The sequence below is a fragment of the Streptomyces montanus genome (assembly GCF_005786655.1).
Lineage (GTDB): Bacteria > Actinomycetota > Actinomycetes > Streptomycetales > Streptomycetaceae > Streptomyces > Streptomyces sporangiiformans.
The window spans coordinates 193,441-213,032 of record NZ_VBZC01000003.1 but is presented as its reverse complement, the minus strand read 5'-3'; the positions used below and the strand labels follow the sequence as shown (position 1 = coordinate 213,032).

At 69.6% G+C, this 19,592-nt stretch carries 20 protein-coding genes and 1 pseudogene; 14 read left to right on the top strand and 7 right to left on the bottom strand.

Translation table 11 applies throughout. The features are described from left to right. The first annotated feature begins 31 nt into the window (after positions 1-31). The 4 genes from FE633_RS03640 to ssuE (FE633_RS03625) are packed head-to-tail and all read left to right on the top strand — an operon-like array spanning position 32 to position 4,354. On the top strand, positions 32-1,087 hold the full coding sequence (locus FE633_RS03640) for an ABC transporter substrate-binding protein (protein ID WP_138043592.1): 1,056 nt from the start codon (positions 32-34) through the stop codon (positions 1,085-1,087). Further along, the gene (locus FE633_RS03635; RefSeq protein WP_138043591.1) at positions 1,084-2,259 is read left to right on the top strand and encodes an acyl-CoA dehydrogenase family protein; all 1,176 of its coding nucleotides are present in this window, start codon (positions 1,084-1,086) and stop codon (positions 2,257-2,259) included. Before FE633_RS03640 ends, FE633_RS03635 begins: the two co-directional genes overlap by 4 nt. Before the next feature lie 58 nt (positions 2,260-2,317). Beyond that, positions 2,318-3,760 (top strand): FAD-binding oxidoreductase, encoded by a 1,443-nt coding sequence (locus FE633_RS03630; RefSeq protein WP_138043590.1) that lies wholly within the window; start codon positions 2,318-2,320, stop codon positions 3,758-3,760. A gap of 33 nt (positions 3,761-3,793) precedes the next feature. Further along, entirely contained in the window at positions 3,794-4,354 is a 561-nt protein-coding gene (ssuE, locus tag FE633_RS03625) for an NADPH-dependent FMN reductase (protein ID WP_138043589.1), read from the top strand. Between the two features lie 37 nt (positions 4,355-4,391). Here ssuE (FE633_RS03625) and ssuE (FE633_RS03620) read toward each other — a convergent pair whose 3' ends face one another. From ssuE (FE633_RS03620) to FE633_RS03595, 6 genes are all read right to left on the bottom strand, one after another. Continuing rightward, a complete protein-coding gene (gene ssuE, locus FE633_RS03620; protein WP_138043588.1) occupies positions 4,392-4,949 on the bottom strand; it encodes an NADPH-dependent FMN reductase in 558 nt (185 codons plus the stop codon). 76 nt (positions 4,950-5,025) lie between these two features. Continuing rightward, the gene (locus tag FE633_RS03615; protein ID WP_138043587.1) at positions 5,026-6,009 is read right to left on the bottom strand and encodes an ABC transporter substrate-binding protein; all 984 of its coding nucleotides are present in this window, start codon (positions 6,007-6,009) and stop codon (positions 5,026-5,028) included. A gap of 126 nt (positions 6,010-6,135) precedes the next feature. After that, positions 6,136-6,888 (bottom strand): amino acid ABC transporter ATP-binding protein, encoded by a 753-nt coding sequence (locus FE633_RS03610; RefSeq protein WP_138043661.1) that lies wholly within the window; start codon positions 6,886-6,888, stop codon positions 6,136-6,138. A 59-nt stretch (positions 6,889-6,947) separates the two neighbouring features. Continuing rightward, complete coding sequence (locus tag FE633_RS03605; RefSeq protein ID WP_138043660.1) at positions 6,948-7,958, bottom strand: amino acid ABC transporter permease; 1,011 nt, start codon at positions 7,956-7,958, stop codon at positions 6,948-6,950. Between the two features lie 11 nt (positions 7,959-7,969). Beyond that, a complete protein-coding gene (locus FE633_RS03600) occupies positions 7,970-8,506 on the bottom strand; it encodes a GNAT family N-acetyltransferase (RefSeq protein WP_138043586.1) in 537 nt (178 codons plus the stop codon). Continuing rightward, entirely contained in the window at positions 8,503-9,639 is a 1,137-nt protein-coding gene (locus FE633_RS03595) for an LLM class flavin-dependent oxidoreductase (RefSeq protein ID WP_138043585.1), read from the bottom strand. Before FE633_RS03595 ends, FE633_RS03600 begins: the two co-directional genes overlap by 4 nt. A 683-nt stretch (positions 9,640-10,322) precedes the next feature. On the opposite strand from FE633_RS03595, the gene FE633_RS03590 reads away from it, so the two are divergent. From FE633_RS03590 to FE633_RS03555, 9 genes are all read left to right on the top strand, one after another. After that, entirely contained in the window at positions 10,323-10,892 is a 570-nt protein-coding gene (locus FE633_RS03590; protein WP_138043584.1) for a winged helix-turn-helix domain-containing protein, read from the top strand. Positions 10,893-10,906: 14 nt separating this feature from the next. Continuing rightward, a complete protein-coding gene (locus FE633_RS03585) occupies positions 10,907-12,136 on the top strand; it encodes an acyl-CoA dehydrogenase family protein (RefSeq protein WP_138043583.1) in 1,230 nt (409 codons plus the stop codon). A gap of 132 nt (positions 12,137-12,268) precedes the next feature. Then, positions 12,269-12,382, top strand: coding sequence for a putative leader peptide (locus tag FE633_RS49680; RefSeq protein WP_425473145.1), 114 nt, complete (start codon positions 12,269-12,271; stop codon positions 12,380-12,382). 232 nt (positions 12,383-12,614) lie between these two features. Further along, positions 12,615-13,661, top strand: coding sequence for an ABC transporter substrate-binding protein (locus tag FE633_RS03580; protein ID WP_138043582.1), 1,047 nt, complete (start codon positions 12,615-12,617; stop codon positions 13,659-13,661). A gap of 4 nt (positions 13,662-13,665) precedes the next feature. Further along, the gene (locus FE633_RS03575) at positions 13,666-14,502 is read left to right on the top strand and encodes an ABC transporter ATP-binding protein (protein WP_138043581.1); all 837 of its coding nucleotides are present in this window, start codon (positions 13,666-13,668) and stop codon (positions 14,500-14,502) included. Beyond that, entirely contained in the window at positions 14,499-15,494 is a 996-nt protein-coding gene (locus FE633_RS03570) for an ABC transporter permease (protein WP_171059780.1), read from the top strand. Before FE633_RS03575 ends, FE633_RS03570 begins: the two co-directional genes overlap by 4 nt. 168 nt (positions 15,495-15,662) lie before the next feature. Continuing rightward, entirely contained in the window at positions 15,663-17,027 is a 1,365-nt protein-coding gene (locus FE633_RS03565; RefSeq protein ID WP_138043580.1) for an LLM class flavin-dependent oxidoreductase, read from the top strand. Positions 17,028-17,179: 152 nt separating this feature from the next. Beyond that, positions 17,180-18,079, top strand: coding sequence for a TauD/TfdA dioxygenase family protein (locus FE633_RS03560; protein WP_138043579.1), 900 nt, complete (start codon positions 17,180-17,182; stop codon positions 18,077-18,079). A 92-nt stretch (positions 18,080-18,171) separates the two neighbouring features. Next, positions 18,172-18,630: an RrF2 family transcriptional regulator gene (locus FE633_RS03555; protein WP_138043578.1), complete on the top strand. Its 459-nt coding sequence runs from the start codon at positions 18,172-18,174 to the stop codon at positions 18,628-18,630. Positions 18,631-18,751: 121 nt separating this feature from the next. Here FE633_RS03555 and FE633_RS03550 read toward each other — a convergent pair. Beyond that, a pseudogene (locus tag FE633_RS03550) lies at positions 18,752-19,148 on the bottom strand (substrate-binding domain-containing protein); the annotation flags it as partial. A gap of 111 nt (positions 19,149-19,259) precedes the next feature. Between FE633_RS03550 and FE633_RS03545 the strand changes: the two are divergent. Continuing rightward, positions 19,260-19,559, top strand: coding sequence for a hypothetical protein (locus FE633_RS03545; RefSeq protein ID WP_138043577.1), 300 nt, complete (start codon positions 19,260-19,262; stop codon positions 19,557-19,559). Positions 19,560-19,592 lie beyond the last annotated feature (33 nt).

Genomic DNA, 19,592 nt, shown 5'->3' with positions numbered 1-19,592 from the left:
CTCTCCCTCCGCCGCCACGAAAGGCACCCCTATGTCCAGGCCACCGGCCTCCCGTCGTCTCCGGCGCGCCCGCGTCCGTACCGTCCTCGCCGCCGTCCTGGCCCTGGCCGCCGGTGCGCTGAGTGCCTGTGGCGGCTCGGCCGGAGCGGACAGCGACGACGGAACGGGCGGGGACGGCCTCTCCTCGGTCTCGCTGCGCGTCGGCGCCACCGGGTGGCAGAAGGAGGAGGCCCTGCTGAAGTTCGCCGACTTGGACGACACGCCTTACGACGTGAAGTGGAGCCTCTTCCAAGGCGGCGACAAGCAGTTGGAGGCGGTACGGGCCGGGGCGCTGGACGTGGCGAGTTCCAGCGAGATCCCGCCGGTCTTCGCGGCCGCCGACGGAAAGCCGAACTTCAAGGTCGTCGCCGTACAGCGCGGCACCACCCTCAACCAGGAAGTCGTCGCCCCCAAGGGCTCGAACGTCACCTCGATCGGGCAGCTGAAGGGGAAGAAGGTCGGCTACGTCAAGAACACCACCGCTCACTACTTCCTCTATGAACTGCTGAAGCGGTCCGGACTCGGCTGGAACGACATCACCGCCGCCCCGTTGGAGCCCGACAAGGCGGTCGCGGCCTTGAACGGCGGAGCCATCGACGCCTTCGCCGGATACGGCAACTCGATCATCGCCGCCCACCAGCAGGGCGCCCACACCGTCGGTTCCGGCAAGGACATCCTCTCCGGCAACTTCCTGTGGACCGCCTCGGACGACACCCTGGGCAGCACCGCCGAGCGTGCGGCGGTGGCCGATCTGCTGGCCCGTCTCGACAAGGCGTACGCATATGTCCGCGACGGGCACGAGAAGGAGTTCGCGAAGGTCATCGCCGCCGCCACCCACCAGCCGGTGGAGCAGGCGCTGGAGGAATACAGCGCGGGCGAGACACAGCGGAAGACCGAGGTGCGGCTGGTCGACGCCGAGGCCACCGCCTCCCAGCAAGAGGTCGCCGACGTCTTCCTGGACCTCGGGGCGCTGAAGCAGCGGCTGAAGGTGAGCGGATTCTGGAGCGACCGCCTGAACGCCCCGCTGCGGAAGGCGCTCGCCTCATGACCACCGGGCTCCTGCTCCGCACCCCTGACCTGGGCACCCTGCCCCGCGTCACGGAACGGCTCGCCGCCACCGCCGCCGCGTACGACCGCAGCGGCGCCTTCCCCGGCGAGGGGATCCGCGCCGCGCACGAGGCGGGGCTGCTCACCGCGACCGTTGGCGCGCGGTACGGCGGTCCGGGGCTCGGCGTCGCGGCGACGGCCCGGATCCTCCACGCCCTCGGCGAGGGCGACCCGTCCGTGGCGCTCATCGCCGCGATGAGCCTCACCGTCCACCACCGCCAAGCCGTACGACCGCACTGGCCTGCGGAGTTGTACGGGCAGGTGCTGTCCGCCGCCGTTCAGCGGCCGGTGCTCCTCAACCACGTACGGGTGGAGCCCGAACTCGGCTCCCCCGCGCGCGGCGGCCTCCCCGCGACAGTGGCCCGGCGCACGGCCACGGGCTGGTCCCTCACCGGCCGCAAGCGCTTCGCCACCGGTGTGGAGGGGCTGGACTGGCTGCTGGTGTGGGCCACCACCGACGAACCCACCCCGCGCGTCGGCACGTTCGCCGTGCCCGGCGGCACTCCCGGCATCGAGATCACCCACCGCTGGGACCACCTGGGGCTGCGCGCCAGCGGCAGCCACGACATCGCGCTGCACGAGGTCGGGATCCCGGCCGGGAATGTGGTGGAGATATCCGCGCACGGCGCGGGCGCGGAGCAGGACAACCGCGCCGGCGCCGCACTCCACCTCCCGCTCGCCGCCCTGTACCTGGGCGTGGCCCGCGCCGCCGAGCGGTACTTCCACCGCTTCGCCCTTGAACGGGTTCCCGCCAACCTCGGTCACCCCGTGGCCCGCACGGAACGTTTCCGGCGCACGGCGGGCGAGATCGCGCTTCGGCTCGACTCCGCCGAGCAGTTGGTGTTCCGCGGCGCCGAACGGGTGGACGCCGCCGACGACACGTACACACCCGAACAAGCCCTGGGCGCCCGCGTCCTGGCCGACCGGCACGCCACCGAGGCCGTCGCGCTGGCTGTACGGCTGCTGGGCAACCCGGGTCTGACCCGCGACAACCCCCTTGAACGCCACTTCAGGGACGTCCAGTGCGCCCCGGTGCACGCCCCGCAGGAGGACACGGCGCTGCTCACCATCGGCGGGCAGGCACTGGGGGCGGGCCGACCCGGCCGCCCCTAGCCGTGTCCCAGCCGTGCCCTGGCCGGCTCTTCACCCTCGTACGCAGAAAGGCAGTCCGATGCCCCTCCCGCAGGCCGGCCCACCTGCCGCCCAGTACACCAGCGCCTCCGCCCGGCAAGTCACCGAGTACACCGGCACCTCCGCCCGGCTGCTGTCCGCGCTCCGCCGTGAACTGCCCGAGGGGGCGCTCAGCACCGGTCCCGAGGCCACCGCGCCGTACGCCGCCGACCGCTCCGGCAGTCGCCCGGATGGGACCCCGCTGGTGGTCGTGCACGCCACCCGCGCCGAACACGTACAGACTGCGCTGCGTCACGCGCACGCCCTGCGGGTACCGGTCGTGCCGCGTGGCGCGGGGACCGGACTGTCCGGCGCGGCGAACGCGGGGGCGGGCAGTGTCGTCGTCGACCTGTCGCGGATGAACCGGATCCTCCAGCTGAACCCCGAGGAGCAGACCGCCGTCGTGGAGCCGGGCGTCATCACCGCCGAACTGGACCGTGCCGCAGGTGAGTTCGGGCTGCGCTACGCGCCCGACCCGGCGAGTGCGGCGATCTCCACCGTGGGCGGGAACATCGCCACCAACGCGGGCGGGCTGCGCTGCGCCAAGTACGGGGTGACCCGGGACGCGGTGCTGGGGCTCGACGCGGTGCTCGCGGACGGAACGCTCGTACGGACCGGTCGGCGCACCGTCAAGGGCGTCACCGGCTACGACCTGACGGCGCTGCTCACCGGTTCCGAGGGCACCCTGGGTGTGATCACCGGCGCGACGGTGCGGCTGCGCCCGGTGCCGGAGTCGACGGTGACCGTCGCCGCGTACTTCGACTCCTTCTCCGCGGGCGCCGAGGCCGTGTCGGCGCTCACCGCCGCCCGGCTGGAGCCTTCCATGGCCGAGTTGCTGGACGGGCCGGTGCTGGCAGCCGTGGACGAGGCACAGGGCACTGATCTGCGCGCACGAGGCGGTGCACTGCTGCTCCTGCAGTGCGACGGGCGGTCTGCGGCGGCGGAGGCAGCGCTGGCGGTACAGCTGCTGGGCGAGCATGCGGAGTCGGTCGAGACCACCGCCGACCCGGTGGAGGCGGACCGGCTCCTCACCGCCCGCAGGCTCGCCCTGCCCTCCCTGGAGCGTCTGGGCCGCGTGCTGATCGAGGACATCGCCGTCCCCAGGACCCAACTGGCCGCCGCCGTCCGGGAGATCACGGCCATCGCCGAGCGCCACGACGTACGGATCTTCACCTTCGCCCACGCCGCCGACGGCAATCTCCACCCCATCCTCGTCCTCGCCCCGGACCTCTCCGGTGTCCCGGAAGCGGCGTGGCGGGCGGCGGGAGACATCTTCACCGCCGCCCTCCGCCTAGGCGGCACCCTCACCGGCGAACATGGCGTGGGCACCCTCAAGCGGCAGTGGCTCGGTGACGAACTCGGCCCGGAGCAGCACGCGCTGCAGCGACGACTCAAGGCGGCCTTCGACCCGCACGGCGTCCTCAACCCGGGCAAAGCCCTATGACCACCCCTCCACTTCCTCTCCAGGAGATCGCCCATGGCCACCGTCCTCTCCGTCTCCGGCAGCGCCTCCCCCTCCGCCACCTCCCGCACCGCCCGGCTGCTGCGCCACCTGGACCTGCGGCTCACCGCCCAGGGACATGAGGTGATCCCCCTGGACGTCCGCGCCCTTCCGGCCGAGGCCCTGCTGCACGCGGACTTCGGACACCCGGAGATCGTCCGCGCCACGGAGCACTTCCGCCGCGCCGACGGCATCGTCGTCGGCACTCCGGTGTACAAGGCCGCGTACTCGGGACTGCTGAAGTCGTTGCTCGATCTGCTGCCCCAGTACGCGCTGGAGGGTAAGACCGTGCTGCCGCTGGCGACCGGCGGGAGTACGGCGCACGTCCTGGCGATCGACTACGGGCTGCGTCCGGTGCTCGCCTCGATGGGGCCCTCGCACATCACGCCCGGCTGGTTCGTCCTGGACAAGCACATCGAAGTGCGGGAGGACGGTGGTGTCGTGGTGGAGCCCACCGCCCGCGAGGCCCTCGAACGGGCCGCCGATCAGTTCTCCGCCGCGCTCGGTGGAAGCGTGGGACTGGGGGCAGTGGCGTGAGCCTCGCCGTCGGCGGCGAGGCTCACCGTCACGGTGCTCATCCGGCGGCCGCCAGCAGGGTCGTACGGCTGCCGAGGGCGACGGAGAACTGGTCGACGACCTGGGCGAGGGCCTCGGCCGAGCCCGGCGCGACAGTCAGCGTGCCGTCGTCGCCCACCACGATGTCCTTGTCGAGTGTGAACCAGCCCTGGACGATGTGCGCGGCGCCCATGGAGCTGAGAACCGGGCGCAGCGCGTAGTCGATCGCCAGGACGTGCGCCGTGGTCCCGCCGGTCGCCAGTGGCAGCACGGTCTTTCCTTCCAGCGCGTACTGGGGCAGCAGATCGAGCAGCGACTTCAGCAGTCCCGAGTACGCGGCCTTGTAAACGGGTGTGCCGATCACGACCCCGTCGGCGCGGGCGAACAGTTCGGTCGCCTCGACGATCGCGGGGTGCCGGAAGTCGGCGCCGAGCAGCGCCTCGGCGGGGATGGTGCGGACGTCCAGGGGGATCACCTCGTGTCCCTGGGCGGTGAGCCGCGGATCCAGGTGGCGCACCAGACGGGCGGTGCGGGAGTTGACGGAGGGACTTCCGGAAACGGACAGGACGGTGGCCATGACGGACCCTTCGGGAGCATGAGGTTTTCGTGGGACGGGTGCGGGACCACGCACGCGGGCCCCGCACCTACGACGGCTACTTGTTGGTCTTGGGCAGGCCGGGCGGGTTGATCTCCGACTTGGTCACGGCCTCGTTGGACAGGCCCCAGCGCTTCAGCACCTTGGCGTACGTGCCGTTCTCGATGATCTCGTCGAGCGCGTCGGCGAGCGGCTTGACTAGGCCGCTGTCCTTCTTGGTGGTGGCCGCGATGAGGCCCTGCAGGGTGGCGCCGGCACCGGAGTACGTACCGACGATCTCCGTCTGCCCGGTGGTGGCCGCGTGGTAGGCGGCGGTCGGGTTGGGGCCCAGGTAGAGGTCGATCCGGCCGGACTGGAGAGCGACGTAGGTGTCGCTGTCCTTCTGGTAGTACTTGATGTCCACCGGCTTCCGGCCGGCCTTCTCGTTCTCCTTGCTCCACTCCACGAGCAGCTTCTCCTGGTTGGTGCCGCTGCCCACGGCGACGGTCCTGCCCGCCACGTCCTTGGGCCCGTCGACCTTCAGGCCGCTGCCCTTCTTCGCCTCGAAGGCCAGGTTGTCCTTGCGGTAGGTGGCGAAGTCGTACTTCTCCTTGCGCTCCTCGGTGACGGTGATGTTGCTGAGGCCGGCGTCGTACTTGGCGCTGTCGAGGCCGACGAAGATGTTCTCCCAGGAGACCGTGTTGATGTGCGGCTTGAGGCCGAGCACGTCGGCGACCAGGTACGCGAGGTCGGGCTCCACGCCGATGATGGTCTTGTTGTCGGTGGCGTAGAAGGTCAGCGGCGCGGCGGAGCCGGACGAGGAGACGAGCTCCAGTGTTCCTCTCTTGCGGATCCTCGCCGGGACCTCGGCGGCGATGGAGTCGACCTTGTCGGTGGTGACGCGGTTCTGGTCCGGGCTCAGGTTGATCTTCGTGCGGGCACCGGTCTTGTCCGCGACCTCGGTGGTTCCGCCGTCGGAGGGGTTGCTGCAGGCGGCGAGGACGAGGGCGGAGACGAGTCCCAGCGCGACTGCGGTGGATCGGCGGGCGAGGCGGATGGACACGGTCGTACTCCTTGCGTGGGCGTGCGAAAAAGGGATGAGCGGGGGCGGGTGGTCACATGGCCTTGGGCCGGAGGACCTTGGGTCGGAGGACCTTGGGTCGGAGCGCCTTGGAACAGAGGCCTTGGATCAGAGGACCTTGGAGAGGAAGGCGCGGGTGCGCTCGTGCCGCGGGGCGTCCAGTACGGCCGCGGGCGGCCCCTGCTCCACGACGACACCGCCGTCCATGAACACCACGGTGTCGGCGACCTCGCGGGCGAAGCCGATCTCGTGGGTCACGACGATCATGGTGGTTCCGGTGCCGGCCAAGTCCTTGATGACATCGAGGACTTCGCCGACCAGCTCCGGGTCGAGCGCCGAGGTGGGCTCGTCGAAGAGCAGCACCTTGGGTTCGAGGGCGAGTGCGCGGGCGATGGCCACGCGCTGCTGCTGCCCCCCGGACAGCTGCCGGGGATAGGCGTCGGTCTTCTCGGCGAGCCCGACCCGGTCGAGGAGCCGGCGGGCGTTCTCCTCCGATTGCCTGCGCGGGCGGCGCAGCGCGGAGACCGGTGCCTCGACGAGGTTCTCCAGCACGGTGAGGTGCGGGAAGAGGTTGAAGTTCTGGAAGACGAACCCGATGTGGGTGCGCTGCTTCAGAACGTCCTTCTCCTTCAGCTCGTGCAGCTTGCCGCCGGAGCGGCGGTAGCCGATGAGCTCGCCGTCGATGCTGATCCAGCCGCTGTTGACCTTCTCCAGGTGGTTGATGGTGCGCAGCAGCGTGGACTTCCCGGAGCCGGACGGGCCGAGGATCACGGTGACCTCGCCGGCACGGACCCGGAGGTCGACGCCCCGCAGCACCTCCAGCGGGCCGAAGCTCTTGTGGACGCCGTGGACGTCCACCATCACGCGGTGCGGGTCGGCCTTGACGTCCTTGACGTCCTTGACGTCAACCGTCACATCACTCATCGCTTGCCTCCCGCGAGGCTCAGGGGGACGACGGGCCGGCTGCCCTGTGCCGCCGCGGCCCGCAGGGTGCGTACGAAGCGACGGGCGCGCTGGAACGGGGTGGGCGGCGGGGTGCGGTTGGCGCCTCGGGCGTAGCGCCGCTCCACGTAGTACTGCGCGACCGACAACAGGGAGGTGAGGACCACGTACCAGGCGGTGGCGACCATCAGCAGCGGGATCACCCGGCCGTTGCGGCCGTAGATGACCGTCACCTGGTAGAACAGCTCGCCGATCGCCATGACGTAGACCACCGAGGTGCCCTTGAGCAGGCCGATGATCTCGTTGCCGGCCGTGGGCAGGATGGCGCGCATGGCCTGCGGCAGCACGATCCGGCGGATCTGCCGGAGCCGGGGGATGCCCAGTGCGGCGGCGGCCTCCAGCTGTCCGTGGTCGACGGCGAGGACACCCCCGCGCACGATCTCGGCGGCGTAGGCGGCCTGGTGCAGCGACAGCCCGATGAGCGCCGCCCCGATGGTCCCGATCAGGCTGTTGCTGTCGACGGACCAGAACACCGGGCCGAAGGGGATGCCGACGCCCAACCTCTCGTACAGGGCGCTGAGATTGAACCAGAACACCAGCTGGACGATCATCGGGATGGACCGGAAGATCCAGATGTAGCTCCAGGCGACGGTCTGGAGTACCGGGCTGCGCGACAGCCGCATGAAGGCCAGAACGGTGCCCAGGAGGAAGCCCAATACCGAGGCGTAGGCGGTGAGTTGGAGCGTGAGGCCCACCGCGTGGACGATCGTCTCCGACAGGACGTAGTCGCGGAAGACCTGCCACTCCCAGACAGGGTTGGTGATCAGGCCGTGCGCGAACTGGGCGACCAGCACGATCACGGCAACGGCCGCCACCCACCGGGCGTAGTGGCGGGCGGGGACGACCCTGAGCGAGGCGAGGTCGTCCTCGGCGGGCGGGACTTCGGCGGTCGCGCCCGGAGAGGCGGCGACGGGCGAACGGGTTGTGATCTCACGGAGGTTCACAGGTCGGCTGTCTTTCGTGCAGGTGCTTCGGCCGTCAGGTGCTTCTCGAAGGGCAGCGGGCCGATGGTTTCCGGGTCGGCTTCCGTGTCGAAGAGCGGGGTGTAGCCGGTGGTCAGGTACAGGCTGCGTGCCTCGGGCTGGCGCGGCCCCGTGGTCAGGTAGATCCGCCGGTAGCCGTGGGTGCTCGCCTCGCGTTCCAACTCGGCGACGATGCGTCGGGCCAGACCGCGTCGGCGGTGGGTGGAGTGCGTCCAGATCCTCTTCAGCTCGGCCGTGGTCTCGTCGTACCGGCGGAAGGCACCGCCCGCGACCGGCTCACCGTGTTCGAGGAGCAGCAGCAGTACCCCGCCGTACGGCGGGGTGAACTCCTCGTCGGGATAGCGGGCGAGTTCGGCGTGGGCGTCCCGGCCGTAGCGGGCTGAGTACTCGTCGCCGAGTTCGCGCAGCAGCGGTGCCACGCGCGGGTCCGACACCGTTACCTGAATAACCGTCAGTTCGGTTGCCCGCGGCGGTGGTTGTGCGACGGAGGTCACCCGTTCACCGCCGCGAGTGTCTGCGTGCCGCGCTCCGCCCGCTCGGCGTCACGCTTGGCGACCTCTTCGCGGACGATCGGGATCACGTACCGGCCGAAGTCGGTCGCGTCGCCCAGCAGGTCGTAGCCGCGGGCCGAGAGGATGTCGACGCCGAGGTCGTAGTAGTCCAGCAGCGCCTGGGCGACCGTCTCCGGGGTGCCGACCAGGGCGTTGGAATTGCCCGCGCCACCGGTCGCGGCGGCCGTCGGGGTCCACAGGGCGCGGTCGTAGCGCTCCCCCGCCTCAGCGATGGCGATCAGCCGCTGCGAGCCGGTGTTCTGCGGCTGTGCCTGCCCGTTGTGGCGCTTGGTGATCGCCTCACCCTTCTCCTTACGGGCCTTGATCGCGCCGACCGTGCGGTGGGCCTTCTCCCAGGCCAGTTCCTCGGTCGGAGCGATGATCGGGCGGAACGCCACCTGGATGCGCGGAACGTCGGTGCGGCCGGCGGCCTTCGCGGCGGCCTTCACGTTCTCGATCTGCTCGGCGGTCTTCGCCAGGGGCTCGCCCCACAGGCAGTAGATGTCGGCCTCGGCGCCCCCCGCGGCGTACGCGGCGGGCGACGAGCCGCCGAACGACACGTGGGGGCGGGGCTGCTGCACCGGGAAGACGTCGCTGACGAAGTCGTGGAAGCGGTAGTGATCGCCCTCGTGGTCGAAGGGCTCGCGGGTGGTCCAGATCTTCTTGACGATCCGGATGTACTCGCGGGTGCGCGCGTAGCGCTCGTCCTTGGTGAGGGTGTCGCCCTCGCGGCCCTGCTCCTGGTTGTTGCCGCCCGTGATGAAGTGCACGGTCAGCCGGCCCTCGCTGATCTGGTCGAGGGTGGCGAAGGTCTTGGCGGCGTAGGTCGGGTACGAGACGTTCGGCCGGTGGGCGAGCAGGATCTGGAGGTGGTCGAGCTTGCTCGCGATGTACGCGGCGGCGGGCGCCGGGTCCGGTGACCCGGAACCGTAGGCGAACAGCACCCGGTCCCAGCCGTGGTCCTCGTGCGCACGGGCGAGCCGCAGGGTGTACTCCTTGTCGAAGGCGGCGCCGGAGCGCGGGGTCGTCTCGGACCCGTTGTTGGTGGCGGCGATGCCAAGGAACTCCACAGGCATGGTGGATGGCCTTCCTCAAGTCCTCTTGGGCCGTGTCGTGGGTGGCACGCGGACAGGGCCGAACGGCCCTCGGTGCAGCCGTGTGTGACGGCGCTTCAGGGCGATGGAAAACGGGGTGAACGTGTCAGCACAGGTCAACGCATGTCAGCGCAACCAGCACGTGTCAGCGTGCGTACGACGGTGCTGCGAAGGAAGAGCTCGGCCCGCGACGGGGATACCGAGGGAGAAAAGGGCCGGTCGGGCAGCCCGCTGCCGAGTCAGGCGCAACAGGCGGCGGACCACACCCGACCGAAGTCGATGTGGTCACGGGTGACCAGGTGCCGCTCAGCGTTCATGCGACCAATTGAGCAGTACATCTCGCTTCTCGTCAACCACGACCCGGATGCCGGACCGGCACGGAGCCCTCCTGTCGCCGGTGATTCCTATATTTCCTATCGATTTACTGGGAAAGTGTTGACGGGCGCCCGTCGGGATGCGCAGGATGATGTGCATGTCCCTCACGCAGCAACGACTCGTTCGTCGTCGGCATGTCGACTTTGGTCACGTCGTCAGCGCCGCCTGCTGTCGCGTGTAAGGCACGAGCCCCACACGCTGCGCGTGCCGTTCCGCCCCCCCTCCCCGGTGATCAGGTGAGCTCACCCATCACGCCTGATGGCCCCGCACGCTTCTGAAGGACGACCGTCATGACCACGGCACTTCCGGCCCAGGCCACTCCACTCGGCTCGCCGCTCACCGATATGCGCCATCTGCGCCTGGTGGGCGATACCCCGCGGGGCGGCGCCGAGCAACACGGTTCGCCGCCGCTCGTCGGCTACCTCGTACTCGTCCCCGAGGGCACCGACCCCGCCGATCTCTTCGCCAAGGACGGGGCACGGCCGGAGATCCGACCGGTCGCCTACACCGAGTCACCTCCTGTGCGCCGGACGGAGGATGACATCGTTCGCATCGACCCCGCGCGCCATGTCGCCGAGGTGGAGGGGCGCAAACTGGACCTCACCTACCTGGAGTTCCAGCTGCTGGCCCATCTCGTTCTGGACCCCAACCGTGTGCACTCGCGCGAGCAGTTGGTGTCCGGCGTATGGGGCTACGACCATGTCGGCGACGGCCGCACCGTAGATGTCCACATCGCGCGCCTGCGCCGCAAGCTGGGCAAGGCTCACCGGCACCGCATCGTCACCGTACGGCGCGTGGGCTACAAGTACGTGCCCGACCAGCAGGAGAGCCCCAACGCCGCACCCTGCGGCCGGTCTTGAGGAGACCAGTTTCCATGGGTGTTGCCCCCGCGCCGTCCGGCTCCGTCTCACCTTCCGACCGGAGCGGGCCCGGCCGCGCATACTGGCTGCGCGTGGCCCGCGAGACGGCGGAGGACCTGGCCACGGACGCGGTGGCCCGGGACCAGGCAGGCAAGGTCCCGTTCGACGAGGTGTCCCGGCTGCGTGAGGCCGGACTGCTGACGTTGCTGATACCGGCCGAGCTCGGCGGCGGAGGCGCGGACTGGCGCACGGCCTACGCCGTTGTCCGGGAGATCGCCGCGGCCGACGGCGCGATCGGTCAACTGCTCGGCTGTCACTACTACATGTCGTGGACGGCCCGGTTCTTCACCGAGCCGGCCCTCGCCGCACAGATCGAGCGGCAGTCCACGGCGGAACAGTGGTGCTGGGGTGGCGGTTTCGCCCGCCAGGAACCGCCTCTGACGCTGGCCGACACCGCCGGCGGCTTGGTGCTGGACGGCCGGCAGAGCTACGTCACCGGGGTCCTGGTCGCCGACCGGCTCGCCGTGCGGGCCGTGCGGGCGGACACCGGTGAACCCTTCGCCGTCGTCGTCGATCCCGCCCGCAACGGCGTGGAGGTCGACGCCGACGCCGACCCCTTCGGCCAGCGGCTGGCGGCCGGCGGGAGCGTGGAGTTCGACGCCGTGCCGGTCGGTGCCGACGACGTACTCTGTTCCCTGTCCGCGGACGAGGACTCCCTGTCGCCCTTGGCCGCCCTGGCATCGCCGGTCGGGCGGCTCGTCTCCGTCCAGCTCTGTCTCGGCATGGCGGAGGGGGTGCTCGCCGAAGCCCGTGAGTACAGCAGGGCGGGCCACTCCCCCAGGTATCCGACCTGGCCGCTCAGCTCTCCCCAGGACCCGCATGTGCTGACCGCCTACGGGGAACTCACCGTCCTCACCCGCTCCGCGTCCGCACTCACCGATCAGGCGCTGGAAGCCTTGCAGAGCGGGCTGGCCCACGGAAAAGACCTCACCTACGACGAGTACGCGGAGATCTCGGTGCTCGTGGCGGTGGCCGAAGCCGCAGCCTCCACAGCCGTGCAGGAGTCCACCGCCCGCGCCCTGGATGTCATCGGAGCCCGCTCCACGTCCTCGCGGCTGGGCTTCGACCGCTTCTGGCGCAATGCCCGCACCCACACCTTGTACGAGCCCGTCGCCCACCGACTTCGCGATGTCGGGGACTATTTCCTCAATGGTGCGCATCCCCCTTTCATTCTGCCTTCCTGAGCGCGGCGGCGCCCTCCTGCTTGCTTGACTCCTGGGACTCCAGTACCTCTCGTCCGGGCGATTGTTAACGCCGTACTTCACGCGCATGTCAGAAAATTCAGCATGCGAGACAGAGCCGAATGAGACATTGACGTGACCGGATTTCGCTGCAACTCTTTTGGCGTGAGCAACTCCGAGAACCTCGCCGCGCGCCTGCACGTCGATCTGCGACGCCAGGCCAGCGCCATCTGTGCCGTCGGCCGCTAGCCCGCCGACGGGCACGCTCTCGTGCTCTCCCATTGACGGATTCCTCAAAGACACCTGCAGCTGAGGTCCCTTTTCCGCCATTCGGCGTCTGCCCTACCCCTTTCCGAACACGGGCGCACCAATTCCGGCCGGGGTTTCCCCATGCCCGGGAACCACCTTGACGTCATTTCTCGCGATGCGCTTCCGCAGAACGAACTCCAGCCGATCCACCGAACTCGAACAGGACCTCTCCATGGCCACGACCGCATCGACCCGACGCCAATTCCTCTCTCTGCTCGGTCTTTCGGCGGTGGCCGTGAGCTGCGGCACGTCCGCCGGAGCCACGGCAGGCAAGAACCAGACCAAGACGCTCCGGTACCAGGGCTGGGCGGGCCAGGTCATCCTGCCTGAGCTGGCCGAGGATCTCGGCTATCTGGAGGACGTGAAGCTGAAGTGGGTCGGCAACACGATCAGCGGGCCGCAGGACATCCAGTCCGCGGCAACGGGCCAGACCGACTTCGGCGGCGCCTTCAACGGCGCGGTCGTCAAACTCGCCGCGAACAACGCCCCCATCAAGGCTGTCATCAGCTACTACGGCGCCGACAAGTACGCGTACAACGGCTTCTACGTCCTCGAGGACAGCCCGATCCGTTCGCCCAAGGACCTGATCGGCAAGAAGATCGGCATGAACACCCTCGGAGCCCACTCCGAGGCCATGCTCGACATCTACCTCCAGCGAGGCGGTCTGTCCCAGGCGCAGATCGGCAAGGCCGAGCCACTCGTGGTGCCCCCGGTCAATACCGAGCAGTCGCTGCGTCAGAAACAGATCGATGTGGCCGTACTCGGCGGCATCCTGCGCGACAAGGCCCTGGAAACCGGGGGTATCCGCGCGCTGTTCACGGACTACGAACTGCTGGGCGCGTTCAGTGCCGGCACCTACGTGATGACGGACCGCTTTCTGCAGCAGAACCCCGACACGGCCCGGGTGTTCACCACCGCCGTCGGGCGGGCCATCGACTGGTCCCGTTCCACTCCGCGCGAAGAGGTGGTCGCCCGGATGACGGAGATCGTGAAGAAGCGTGGCCGCAACGAGGACACCGCGCCGCTGAAGTACTGGCGGTCCTTCGGTGTCGCCGAGAAGTCGGGCCTGATCACCGGCAAGGAACTCCAGTTGTGGATCGACTGGTTGGTCGAGCGCGGCGACATCAAGAAGGACCAGGTCAAGCTGTCGGACCTCTACACCAATGAGTTCAACGGCAACAACAAGAAGTCCCCCTCCGCATCGAAGAGCGGGAGCTGATCCCATGCCGGAATCCACCACCCCCAAGATCGTGTTCGAGGGTGTACGGAAGGAATTCACCGTCAAGGACCGTGCGGGGGCTCGGCACGCGACCCGGTTCACCGCCCTCGACGGCATCGACCTGGACATAGCGGCAGGCGAGTTCGTCGTCCTGGTCGGTCCCAGTGGCTGCGGAAAGTCGACCCTGCTGGATCTGCTCGGCGGCCTCACCCGGCCCACCGGCGGACGGATCCTGCTGGACGGCGAACCCGTCACCGGCCCGGGTCTGGACCGCGGCATCGTCTTCCAGCAGTACGCGCTGCTGCCGTGGCGCACGGCGCTGGGCAATGTCGAGTTCGGCCTGGAGGCCACCGGCGTCCCACGGCGCCAACGTGCCGCACGGGCCAGGGAGTTCCTGGAGCTGGTCGGTCTGACCGGGTTCGAGAACCGCCATCCGCATGAGCTGTCGGGCGGGATGAGGCAGCGGGTGGCGATCGCCCGCAGCCTCGCCTACGACCCCGATGTCCTGCTGCTGGACGAGCCGTTCGCCGCGCTGGACGCCCAGACCCGGGAATCACTGCAGGACGAACTGCTGCGCATCTGGCAGCGCACGGGCAAGACCGTCGTCTTCATCACGCACGGCATCGACGAGGCCGTCTACCTGGGACAGCGCGTCGCCGTCATGACATCCAGGCCGGGCCGCATCAAGCAGATCGTGCCGATCGCCTTCGACTCCCGTACGGCGACGGACGACCTCCGCTCCAGTCCCGAGTTCGCGCGCCACCGTCACGAGATCTGGTCGCTGCTGCACGACGAGGTGGCCAGGGCCCAGCAGTTGGAGAAGGAAGAGGCTTCCGTATGAGCCCCACAACGGGCACGACCACCGAGACCGAGACGACCGAGACGACTACGACGCCGGGCGCCGCGAGCAGCGCCGAAGCCGTCCGGGCTCCTTCCCTCACCAAGTCCGTTACGTCCGCCGCGTCCATCGCGTCCCCGCCCGCCGAGGCATCGCCGCCGGACATGCGTCGAACCCCCTCCTCGACGGCCCGTGTCCGTCGGGCGGCCCTCTGGACGGTCCGCCGACTGCCGTACCTGCTGGTGAAGGGGGCGACCAAGTCCGCGGCGATCGTGGCTCTGCTGCTCCTGTGGGAGACCGCGCCGCGGCTCGGTCTGGTCGACCGGACCTTCCTGCCGCCGTTCAGTGAGGTCGCCGACGCCTGGTGGGGGCTGGCCGCCGACGGTCAGCTGGCCGACAACGCACGTGCCAGCCTGGCGCGTTCGTTCAGCGGATTCGGCCTGGCCGTGGCCGTCGCCGTGCCGCTCGGCCTGCTGATCGGCTGGTACCGGCCGGTCGCCGACCTCCTCGGCCCGCTGCTGGAGGTGTTCCGCAACACCGCGGCGCTGGCCCTGCTGCCGGTGTTCGTGCTGCTGCTGGGCATCGGCGAGACTTCGAAGATCTCCATCGTGGTGTACGCGTGCACCTGGCCGATCCTGCTCAACACCATCAGCGCGGTCCGCAACGTCGATCCCACGCTGCTGAAGCTGGCGAAGTCGATGGATCTGTCCGCACCCCGTCTGTTCCAGAAGGTCATCCTGCCGTCCGCGGTGCCGGTGATGTTCACCGGCATCCGGCTGGCCGGAGCGGTGTCCATTCTGGTGCTGGTCGCCGCCGAGATGATCGGCGCCAAGGCGGGGCTCGGCTATCTGATCAACGCCTCGCAGTTCAACTTCGCGATCCCGCAGATGTACGCGGGCATCATCACGATCTCCGCCATCGGCGTGACCTTCAACCAGTTCCTGGTGGCCGTTGAGCGGCGACTCAGCTCCTGGCGCGTGCCCGTCGGCGGCTGATCCGGGGCGGCCCTCTCGCCCCATCGTCTCCCCCGGTCCGTCTGTCTCCCCGTCGTCTGTCTCCCTGTCGTCTGTCTCCCCGTCGTCTGTCTCCCGTCGTCTGTCTCTCTCTCGCCCCACACGTGTCACTGCCCCGATCGCCTCGCCGCCCCCGACCCGAGGAACCTCATGACCGCGACCAGACCCCGTCAGCTGCGTCTCAACGCCTTCCTGATGAACGCCGGCCACCATGACGCCGCCTGGCGGCATCCGCGCACCCAGCCCGAACGTGCCACCGACGTGCGCTACTTCCAGCAGCTCGCGCTGACCGCCGAGCGCGGCCTGTTCGACTCGGTGTTCTTCGCCGACGGCCTCGCCCTGTGGGGGAAGGTCCGGCACAACGCGCTCGGCGGCTTCGAACCGCTCACCCTGCTGTCCGCCCTGGCAGCGGTCACCGAGCACGTCGGCCTGATCGCCACCGTCTCCACCACCTTCAACGAGCCCTTCCACACCGCCCGCAAGTTCGCCTCCCTGGACCACATCAGCGGCGGCCGGGCCGGCTGGAACATCGTCACCTCCGGCAGCGTGAACGAGGCCCACAACTTCGGGCAGGACGAGCACCTGGAGCACAGCCTGCGCTACGAGCGGGCGCGGGAGTTCCTCGATGTCGCCACCAAGCTGTGGGACAGCTGGGAGGACGACGCGATCCTGCTGGACCGTGAACGCGGCGTCTACGCCGACACCGACAAGGTGCGGGAGATCAACCACCGCGGGGAGTACTTCGGGGTGCAGGGCCCGCTGAACGTGCCGCGCACCCCCCAGGGATACCCGCTGCTGGTGCAGGCCGGTTCGTCGGAGGACGGCAAGGAGTTCGCCGCCCAGTGGGCCGAAGCCGTCTTCACCGCCCAGCAGACCCTCGCCGACGGCCAGGCCTTCTACAAGGACCTCAAATCCCGGCTGGCCCGCCACGGCCGTACCGAGGACCAGCTGCTGGTGCTCCCCGGCATCGCCCCCGTCATCGGCTCGACCGAGGCCGAAGCCCGAGCTCTGGAACAGGAGTTGACGGACCTTCAGGTGCCCGAGTACGGACTGGCTCAGCTGTCCGGGATGCTGGGCACCGATCTGACCGGGCTGCCGCTGGACGGGCCGCTGCCCGCACTCCCCGAGGAGCGGGACATCAACGGCAACAAGAGCCGCTTCACGCTCGTCGCCGAACTCGCTCGCCGCGACGGCCTCACCCTGCGCGAGCTCATCGCCCGCCTCGGCGGCGGACGCGGCCACCGCGTCTTCGCCGGCACCCCGGAGCAGATAGCGGACGAGATCGAGGAGTGGTTCACCGAGGGCGCCGCAGACGGCTTCAACATCATGCCGCCCCATCTGCCGGGCGGACTTGAGGACTTCGTCGACCACGTCGTGCCGATCCTGCAACAGCGCGGACTGTTCCGTACCGAGTACACCGGCCGCACCCTGCGCGAGAACTACGGCCTGGCCCGCCCCACCAACCGACTGGCCGCGGCGGCCGCGGCGGCCGCGGAAGAGGGGGTGCCCGCATGACCGGACTGGAACTCACCACGAACGTCCTGGTCGTCGGTGGCGACCCCACGGCCACATGAGCCGCGCCCGCTGCCTTCCTGATCACCTCCCCGACTGACCATCTCCCGACTGACCATCTCCCGACTGATCACCTCCTGAAAGGACACCCGCACATGACCACCAGCACCGGCTTCGACGTCCGCAGGATCGGCGGCCGTATCGGCGCCGAGATCCTTGGCGTGGATCTCTCCGCCGACCTCGCCCCCGCTCTCGTCACCGAGATCAACTCCGCACTCCTGGAACACAAGGCGCTCGTCTTCCGTGACCAGCAGCTCGACGACGCGGGCCAGCTCCGCTTCGCCTCCCTTTTCGGCGAACTCACCACCGCGCACCCGACGGTCCCCTCCGTCGACGGCCGGCCCAACATCCTGCCCGTCGACGGCGACGAGGGCATCCGCGCCAACCAGTGGCACACCGATGTCACCTTCGTCCGTACGCCCCCGAAGGCGTCCACACTGCGCAGCATCGTGGTCCCGCCCTACGGCGGCAACACGCTCATCGCCAACTCGGCCGCCGCGTACCGGGATCTGCCCGAGCCGCTGCGCGAGCTGGCGGACAAGCTGTGGGCGGTGCACACCAACGACTACGACTACGCCGCCCCGAAGAACGAGAAGGCGGCCGAGCACCGAAGGCGGTTCGTCTCCCGCAAGTACCGCACCGCCCACCCGGTCGTCCGCGTCCACCCCGAGACCGGGGAGCGCGGGCTGTTCATCGGCGGCTTCGCCCAGAGCATCGTCGGTCTCGGCACCTCCGACTCCCGCGACCTGCTGCGCATCTTCCAGTCGTACGTCACCCGCCCGGAGAACATCGTCCGGGTGGCCTGGACGCCGGGCGACCTCGTCCTGTTCGACAACCGCATCACCCAGCACTACGCACCCGACGACTACGGCGACCTGCCGCGGCTGCTGCACCGGGTGACCGTCGCGGGCGACGTCCCCGCCGGTATCGACGGCACACTCAGCCATGTCGTCGAGGGCGACGACGCCTCCCATTACACCCCCGCCGCGGCCTGACCCCCCTCGGCCGCCGGGCAGGGCACACCTGCACCTGCCCGGCGGCCCGCCCGCAGCGGAATCCGACCGTAGCCGTACGGGATAATGCACACATGCGGATCTCAGCCAGGGCGGACTACGCGGTACGTGCCGCGCTGCAACTCGCCGCGTCACGGGACGACGGGCCACTGAAGGCCGAGGCCATCGCCGACGCCCAGGACATCCCGCACAAATTCCTCGAAAGCATCCTCAACGACATGCGCCGGGGCGGCCTCGTACTCAGCCAGCGTGGCGGCAACGGGGGCTACCGGCTGGCCAAGCCCGCCGAGTCCATCAGCATCGCCGACGTCATACGCGTCGTGGACGGACCGCTGGTCTCGGTGCGCGGGGTCCGCCCGCCGGACCTTTCCTACTCGGGCCCTGCCGAGTCATTGCTCCCCTTGTGGATCGCCCTGCGGTCCAATGTGCGCGCGATCCTCGAGGGCGTGTCGCTCGCCGACATCGCATCGACCGAACTACCCCCCGACATATCAGCACTGACCGACACTCCCGGGGCCTGGGCCAACCCCTGACGCGCCGGACGATTTTCGCCGTGATCTCGCCGAGCGAGCGAGATCACGGCGTTCGCCGTACGGACGACTCCCTCAACTCCCTCAACTGATCGCGCCCGCGCCCGCCGGAGCGGGGAGCGGGTCAGGCCGCGGGCCCGGCCATGGTGCCGCGGATGACAAGGTGCGGGGTGAGCACGGCCTCGCGGGGTTCGGTGCCGCCCTGGTCGCGGCGTTCCACGGCGGCGGCCAACGCGTGCCGGGCCTGTTCCCGCGCGCAGGCAGGCGCCGTCGAGGAGGTGGCGGGCGGCCCGTTCACCGGCCGCTTCGGTGTGGTTGCCGTGCAGGACCCTGATGTGCGCGCCCAGGCCGTGGCGGCGCATGGCGGTGCGGTAGCCGCGGCGCCGGTCGGCGGCAATGACGCCCCTGCCGCCGTCGACGTATGCGATCGCGCGGTGCCCACGGCCCACCAGATGGTCGACGATCCAGCCGACTCCCTCGTCGTCCGCGGTGCGGCCGATGGCGATGACCGGGGTCTTGCGCGCAACACCCTTGACACGCTCGCGAAACGAGCCGATAGTACCAGCACTTAAAGCGCTTAAATTGTTCCGTTGTTCGATCCACCGAAGTCAGTTCGGGAGTGGGGAGCCTCAGTGAGGACGCGATCGATCGGGGTCGGCGCCACAGGCGTCGGCATGACCGACCGCGCCCACCCGGGCGACTGTCGAACGGGCCCGCCCGTGCAGGACACCGGGCTTCGCGAGTTGCGCCTGGTCGCCGTCGAGGAGGCCCACAAGACACTCGCGCGCGACACGGCCCACCGCTACGGCTCCACGGATGCCGATGCCGGCCGAGGCATCGTCTTACCGACCACGTTTCTGGTACCCCCGCCCGCTTCTGAGACCGGCCGAACCGGATTCAGTCTGATCTCCCCTCCCGCACCGCGAGCCTGACCGAGGCCGTCGCGACCGCCCCCGGTCCCATCC

What these genes read in the sequence shown, in the direction of transcription:
- ssuE (WP_138043588.1), bottom strand. Translation starts at nt 4,949, where the DNA reads ATGGCCACCGTCCTGTCCGTTTCCGGAAGTCCCTCCGTCAACTCCCGC.
- FE633_RS03640 (WP_138043592.1), top strand. Translation starts at nt 32, where the DNA reads ATGTCCAGGCCACCGGCCTCCCGTCGTCTCCGGCGCGCCCGCGTCCGT.
- FE633_RS03565 (WP_138043580.1), top strand. Translation starts at nt 15,663, where the DNA reads ATGACCGCGACCAGACCCCGTCAGCTGCGTCTCAACGCCTTCCTGATG.
- FE633_RS03635 (WP_138043591.1), top strand. Translation starts at nt 1,084, where the DNA reads ATGACCACCGGGCTCCTGCTCCGCACCCCTGACCTGGGCACCCTGCCC.
- FE633_RS03580 (WP_138043582.1), top strand. Translation starts at nt 12,615, where the DNA reads ATGGCCACGACCGCATCGACCCGACGCCAATTCCTCTCTCTGCTCGGT.
- FE633_RS03590 (WP_138043584.1), top strand. Translation starts at nt 10,323, where the DNA reads ATGACCACGGCACTTCCGGCCCAGGCCACTCCACTCGGCTCGCCGCTC.
- FE633_RS03560 (WP_138043579.1), top strand. Translation starts at nt 17,180, where the DNA reads ATGACCACCAGCACCGGCTTCGACGTCCGCAGGATCGGCGGCCGTATC.
- FE633_RS03595 (WP_138043585.1), bottom strand. Translation starts at nt 9,639, where the DNA reads ATGCCTGTGGAGTTCCTTGGCATCGCCGCCACCAACAACGGGTCCGAG.
- FE633_RS03585 (WP_138043583.1), top strand. Translation starts at nt 10,907, where the DNA reads ATGGGTGTTGCCCCCGCGCCGTCCGGCTCCGTCTCACCTTCCGACCGG.
- ssuE (WP_138043589.1), top strand. Translation starts at nt 3,794, where the DNA reads ATGGCCACCGTCCTCTCCGTCTCCGGCAGCGCCTCCCCCTCCGCCACC.
- FE633_RS03630 (WP_138043590.1), top strand. Translation starts at nt 2,318, where the DNA reads ATGCCCCTCCCGCAGGCCGGCCCACCTGCCGCCCAGTACACCAGCGCC.
- FE633_RS03610 (WP_138043661.1), bottom strand. Translation starts at nt 6,888, where the DNA reads ATGGTGGACGTCCACGGCGTCCACAAGAGCTTCGGCCCGCTGGAGGTG.
- FE633_RS03570 (WP_171059780.1), top strand. Translation starts at nt 14,499, where the DNA reads ATGAGCCCCACAACGGGCACGACCACCGAGACCGAGACGACCGAGACG.
- FE633_RS03555 (WP_138043578.1), top strand. Translation starts at nt 18,172, where the DNA reads ATGCGGATCTCAGCCAGGGCGGACTACGCGGTACGTGCCGCGCTGCAA.
- FE633_RS03575 (WP_138043581.1), top strand. Translation starts at nt 13,666, where the DNA reads ATGCCGGAATCCACCACCCCCAAGATCGTGTTCGAGGGTGTACGGAAG.